Below are 5,991 nucleotides of genomic sequence, written 5' to 3'. Positions count from 1 at the left end.
TTCAGCACCGGCTTGTGGCCGTGGGGATTGGGACCGTGCTCGTGCAGGGTGATGAGCCCGATCTTCTGCATGCGCTCGGCGGCCAGCGCCATGGGCAGTGCTCCTTCCACCTCCATCCGTCCTACCTCGGCCACCTCGCCGTTCTCCAGCGCGATCCAGATCTCCTCCAGCACCTCGTCGAACTGGAGTTCGTCGGCCATGGCGAAGATCTCCTGGGAGGTGATGCGGCCGTGGTGCAGGTCCACGCGGCGGTCGGCCAGCCGCGCCACCACCGGGTCGTGGGTGACCATCACGATGGTGCGCCCCTGCTGATGGAACTCGCGCAGCAGGCGCAGCACGATCTCCTCGTTCTGGGCGTCGAGGTTGCCGGTGGGCTCGTCGGCGAGGATGATCCTGGGGTCGTTGATGAGGGCGCGCGCGATGCACACCCGCTGCTGCTCGCCCCCGGAGAGCTGCGCCGGCAGGTGGCGGGCGCGGTCGCCCAGCCCTACCCGCTCCAGCGCCTCCAGCGCTTCCTGCTCGTCGGTCATGCTGTGGAAGTACTGCGCCAGCATCACGTTCTCCAGCGCGGTCAGGTAGGGGATCAGGTGGAACTGCTGGAAGACGAAGCCGATGGTCTCGGCGCGGAAGCGGTTGAGCTCGGCGGCGCTGAAGCGGGAGACGTCCTGGGCCTCCAGGCGGATCACGCCGGAGCTGGCGCGGTCGAGGCAGCCGACCAGGTTGACCAGAGTGGACTTGCCCGAGCCCGAGGGTCCCATCACCGCCAGCCACTCGCCCTGGGCCACCGCCAGCGATACCTCGTCCAGGGCGCGGAGGAGCCCGCCGTCGCCCTCGGCCTTGGCGGGGTAGGTCTTGCTCACGTGCTCGAGGACGATGCTCATCATTCACCTCGCAGGATCGCGGCCGGCTGTACCCGCCGCAGGATGCTCATGGGCAGCACCGCCGCGAGTAGCGCCACCGCCATGCTGCCGAGCACCACCGCGGGCAGCAGGCTGAACCGCGGCGTCACCGCCGTCTGGAAGTTGGCGTGGCCGATCCAGGCGGCCGCACCCACACCCAGGAAAAAGCCGAGCCCGGCCCCCAGCCCGCCCAGGGCGGCGGCCTGCGTGGCAAAGAAAACGTTCACCGTCAGGTGCGAAGCGCCCAGCGCCTTCATCACCGCGAAGTCCTTGCGGTGCTCCATCACCCAGGCGGTCAGCGTAGCCAGCAGGCAGAGCGCCGACGTCAGGAGGATCAGGGCGATGGAGGCCACCAGGGTGGAGCGGGTCTTGCCCAGCACCCGCGCCTCGCCCTCCTGGATCTGGCGCACCGGGCGGACCTCGATACCGGGGAGCGAGGCAGGGAGCCGGTCCATGACCTGGCGGATCTCGTCTTGGGAGCCGCTGGCAGCCACTTCGATGGTGGTGGCGCCCACGCCGGTCCAAGCCGTGAACTCAGGCAGGGACAGATACACACGGCTGTCCTCGGCGGCGCCCGTCTTCAACACCCCGGCCTCGGCCACGTGAACAGACTTGCTGCCGAAGCTCAGGTCAAAGGGCTTGCCGTCGGGCGCGAGCGCACCGGCGGCACGCACCCCGACCAAAGCGCCGCCGGGAGCTGCGGGCCACTTGGTCACGGCCCAGAAGCGGTCTAGCTTGCGGACGCGCGCGAAGTCGGTGCCCGCGACCACCACCGGCGAGCCGTCGCTGCTCTTGGCGATGACATAAGCGAAGGGCGCCGCGGTGCCGCGGCCGGCCAGGGCGGCATCGACTTTGGCCAGGGCATCCGGGGGCAGCGGCTGACCCTGGGGCGCCACCACGATCAGGTTGGCGCCGTAGCCGCGAAACTCGCGCTCCAGCTTGGCCTGCACGTCCACATAGAGGTTCAGCATGGCGGCCGTGGCGGCCGAGGCCACCACGATGGCCAGCAGCGCGGTGAGGGCCCGCCCACGGCGTACCAGCATGGCCCGCCAGAGCAGGCGCACGAACATGCCGGCCCGGCTGCCGGAACGTGCGGAGCGCGGCTGCCCGTCGCCGTTCATGCATCCCCTCGCAGCACCAGCGCCGGCTCGAAGCGCAGAGCGCGGCGGATGGATGCCGCGCTGCCGGCGAAGGTCACCGCCACCGCCACCCCAAGCACCAGAGGGAAGAGCACCGGCTGCACCGCGACACTGGAGGCGAAGATGGAGCGGGCGATGCCCTGGGCCAGCAGCAGGCCGGCGGCGTAGCCCGCCGTCCCGCCCAGCAGGGCCAGCAGCGCCGCTTCGGTGAAGAAGAGCGCCGCCACCGCCGCGTTGCCCGCGCCCATGGCCTTCATCAAGCCGACCTCGCGCCGGCGCTCCAGGATGGCGGTCGCCATGGCGGCCGAGACCGCCAAACCCGCCGCCAGCAGCGCCGCCAGCGTGATCAGCAGCATCAGCCCCTGGATCCGGGAGAGCACCGTACCCTCATTCTGCGCCACCTGCCGGATCTGCTCGGCGCGGGCGTGCGGCAGGACCTCCTGGATCTGGAAGGCGATGGAGTTGGCGTAGGGCGAGCAGTACCAGCGATCGCGCACCTCCGGGCTCATGGAGGCGGGATCGCGGCGAGCCAGTTCGTCCTCGGGCTTGGTCAGCGCGCTCACGAAGACCTGGCGCACCGCGCCCGGGCGCCCGGCGATGGCCTGGGCCAGGCTCAGCGACCCCACCAGCCCCTGGTTCTCGGCGGGACTGGCGGAGAGGATGCCCGTGACCTCGGCCTCGCGCCCAGCCACCTGCACGTGGTCTCCCGGTTTCAAGCCTAGCTTCCGGGCCAGCTCCTCACCCGCCAGCACCTGGCCGGAGTCGTCCGCCGGCCACGCTCCTTCGACCTTCCACCAGGGATGGGTGGTGCGCACGCCGGTGGTGAAGCTGTCGTCGCCCAGCTTGAGTGGCTTGGCGAAGTAGGTGCCCAGCAACGGCACGTCGGGAAGGGAAGCGCCGCCCGCGGTCACGGCGGCATGCACCGGGAGGAAGGGCGCGAAGCCCAGGATGTTGTGGCGCCAGAAGGTGCCCTTGATCTTAGGCAGGTCGGCTTCGTTCAGGTAGGCGCCCTGGCTCACCGGCTTCAGGTCCACGCCGCCCACCTGCACGTCGAGGGTGTCCTCTTCGGGATAGACCACGATGTTGGCGCCGTAGGCGCGCAGTTCGCGGTTCATCTTGTCGCCGATGTCGGTGGCCACGGCGATCATGGCGGTGGCCACAGCCACGCCCAGAGCGACGGCGACCCCGGCCAGCAGCTTGCGCTGCTTCTGCCGGCGGAAGGACTCGAAGACCAGGCGCAGGAACATGGCTCACTTTGCGAAGTACTTGGCCTCAGCGGCCAGGTCGGATTGCGTGATCTCGACCGCCGCGGCGGTGATCGTGGCCTTCAGCGGGATGGGATTGCAGCCGCCCGGCTGTCCCACCGACATGGGATTGATGGGCGCGGCGCAGTTCTTGCAGATCATCCCGGTGCTGGACTTGTAGAAGCCCACCGCCCCGCAGATCTCGCAGGCATCGTAGACGGTGGCCACCTTGCCGTCGGGCTTGCGGTAGAGCAGGAATCGCACCGGGACGCCCTGGATCTCGGCAACATAGCGGTGCAGATCGCCGTCCGCCAGCTGCGAGAGCGGGATCACGATCCTGCCGTCGTGGAATTCCACCTGGGTCGCCGGGGAGAGGGCACTCACGCTGCGGGTGTAAACGAACTGCGCCGTCACCATCACGATGAAGAGGAACGAGCTGACGTACACCGCGGCCATCCACAGGCGCTCGCGGCGGGCGCTCCAGGCGGCCTTGCGCCGGGCCGCCGGCGAGCCGGATTCCGGCAGGGGGGCCCGCCGGCGCCCTTCGAAGAGGATCATCAGCCCGGCCAGCGCCAGGATGGTCACGAAGAAGAAGAGGTCGTTGCGCACGATGGGCCCGATCACCGCCATCTCCCGGCGGCTGGAGGGCAGGATGCCGTTTTCGCCCAGCTCGTGCACGCCCGAGACCACCAGTTGCGCCACCACGAAGAGGAGGATCACCGTGGTCACGCGGAAGAATTTCTGCAGGTTGATGCGCACGCTGCCCTTCACGAAGGTCACGCCGAAGACCACGGCCAGCCCCACCCCCAGCAGTGTGCCCAGGAAATTCATGAGCTGGGTGGAGTTCAGCGACACGGCGGAGAGGATCAGCACCGTCTCCACGCCCTCGCGCAGCACCATGAGGAAGATGAAGGCGAACAGGCCCAGGCGAGAGCTGCGCCCGGCTAGGGTCTCGACCTTGGTCTCGATGTCGCCCTTGAGGCGGCGCGCGGTGCGCATCATGAAGACGATCATGGTGGCCACGAAGAAGGCGGCCGCCAGCATCACCCAGCCTTCGAAGAGGTCCTGGTTGTAGGCGGTGCGGGAGAGGGCGACGGCGACGCCGACGCTGGCCAGCAGGGCGGCCACCAGGGCGGCGTAGACGGGCTTGCGCAGGTCGGGGCGGCCGATCTTGGCCAGATAGACCAGGGTGATGCCCACGATGAGGGCGGCTTCCACGCCTTCGCGCAGGGTGACGGTCAGGGCCTCGAGCACCGGGACTCCACGATTATGAAAATGAATTTCAATTTCACTTTCATAGGATACCCGCCGCGCGCGAAGCCGGTCAACCGCGGCCGTCACACATGTGTGTGACGCATGAACGCGGGGCTACAGCCCGCGCAGGAAGCGCTGCGCCTCCGCCCGCTGCGGGAACCGCTTCTCCTCCTGTCGGAACTCCCGCGAGTGCACCGCGCGCCGGCTGCCCCGCAGCCTCACCGGGTGCGTGAGGTGCAACATCTCGTGGTAGACGAGGTACTCCACGGCGCAGGCGGGGACGTGCGCTTGGTCGAAGATGCGGCTGATCACGATGGCGTTGTGGGCGGGGTCGTAGTGGCCGAGGCTCGCCCGGGCGTGGTCGCGGCTCCAGGCCAGGCGAGGCTGCGCCAGCAGACCCCGGAAGAAGCGCTGGTTCAGGCGCTGGAAGATGGCCTCCAGGTCGTAGATGTGACCCCGCGCCGTGCCCAGGCGCTTGCGTCCGCGCATCTGCCGCACCAAGTGCGCTTTGGCCACCAAGGCCCGGCTGGCCACGTGGCGGCGGTAGCGCGCGGCCTGGACCCGCTCCACGGGACGGCGGTAGAGCTTGGCCAGAAGGATGTGGGCCAGGGCCCGCAGCACCGCCTCGGGGGCGCCCTCCAGCAGATCGGAGAGCCGCGCCCGCACCTGCCCGTCGCGCAGGCGGATGCTGTGGTTGACGTTGGCAAAGGGGCGGAACTCGACCGCGAAGCCCGGCAGCGGCGCGCGCGGGCGCAGGTGGCGGTAGCTCTCCTCAAAGATGGTCCGGAGTCGGCGCGTCACGTGGGTCTGGCTAGATTAGCATGGGAAAACAAGGGAGTCAGGAGTTCGTGGTCAGGAGCCAGCCAATCCGCAGCGCGCAGCCTCTGTCCCTGACTCCTGGCGCCTGACTCCTGACTACTTGCTCTTCTGCTTCTTGCGCTCCGCCGCCTGGTTCTGCTCTTGCAGCAGATCGTGGGCCAGTTCGTCGTTGCTCTTCACGCTGTCGAGGGTGTCGTCGAGGATGAACTGAAACTCCTGGTACGCGGCGGCTTGGGCGGGGGCGGAGGCCTGCTGCTTGAGCGCTCCCAGGCGCGCCGTGAAGTCGCCGTCCATGGAGATGACCTCGCGCAGGGGCTTACGCATGTCCTGCTCACGCTTGGCGAAGGACTCCAGGTTGCCGCTGATCTCGTCCACCAGGCTCTCGAGATCTTCCAGCGCGGCATGGACCTTGCGGCCACGCTCCCGGGGAGAGAGCCCGGCATCGGCGCGCGCCTTCTCCACCGCCTCCATGCGCGCGTGCGCGAAGAGGATGTAGAGCTTGAGTTTGGCGGCAGGGTCCTGGGAGACTTCGCGCAGTTGGTCGGTCTCAGCCTCGGTGAGGGGGTCGTGGCGCACCTGGGCGGGCGACGCGGGCGCGGCCAGGGAGGCCAGCAGCAGCAGGAGCGCGGCTTGGGT

The 5,991-nt window shown here is 69.1% G+C and carries 6 protein-coding genes; all 6 read right to left on the bottom strand.

Features of this window, described 5'->3' with window-relative positions; genetic code table 11:
* A partial coding sequence (locus VEG08_15775; GenBank protein HXZ29455.1) for an ABC transporter ATP-binding protein occupies nucleotides 1–881 on the bottom strand: 881 nt, incomplete at its 3' end.
* Nucleotides 881–2,020: an ABC transporter permease gene (locus tag VEG08_15770; protein HXZ29454.1), complete on the bottom strand. Its 1,140-nt coding sequence runs from the start codon at nucleotides 2,018–2,020 to the stop codon at nucleotides 881–883. The genes VEG08_15770 and VEG08_15775, both read right to left, overlap by 1 nt.
* Nucleotides 2,017–3,285: an ABC transporter permease gene (locus VEG08_15765; protein HXZ29453.1), complete on the bottom strand. Its 1,269-nt coding sequence runs from the start codon at nucleotides 3,283–3,285 to the stop codon at nucleotides 2,017–2,019. The genes VEG08_15770 and VEG08_15765 overlap by 4 nt, the downstream gene beginning before the upstream one ends.
* A 3-nt stretch (nucleotides 3,286–3,288) precedes the next feature.
* Nucleotides 3,289–4,536, bottom strand: coding sequence for a Fe-S-containing protein (locus tag VEG08_15760; protein ID HXZ29452.1), 1,248 nt, complete (start codon nucleotides 4,534–4,536; stop codon nucleotides 3,289–3,291).
* 114 nt (nucleotides 4,537–4,650) lie between these two features.
* A complete protein-coding gene (locus VEG08_15755) occupies nucleotides 4,651–5,337 on the bottom strand; it encodes a SprT-like domain-containing protein (protein HXZ29451.1) in 687 nt (228 codons plus the stop codon).
* A 114-nt stretch (nucleotides 5,338–5,451) separates the two neighbouring features.
* The coding region (locus VEG08_15750) for a hypothetical protein (protein HXZ29450.1) at nucleotides 5,452–5,991 on the bottom strand (540 nt) is incomplete at its 5' end.

This window comes from Terriglobales bacterium (assembly GCA_035624475.1).
In the GTDB taxonomy this organism is placed as follows: domain Bacteria; phylum Acidobacteriota; class Terriglobia; order Terriglobales; family Acidobacteriaceae; genus DASPRL01.
Note: the sequence above shows the minus strand (reverse complement) of the source record. Positions and strands in the feature narration are given on the sequence as shown.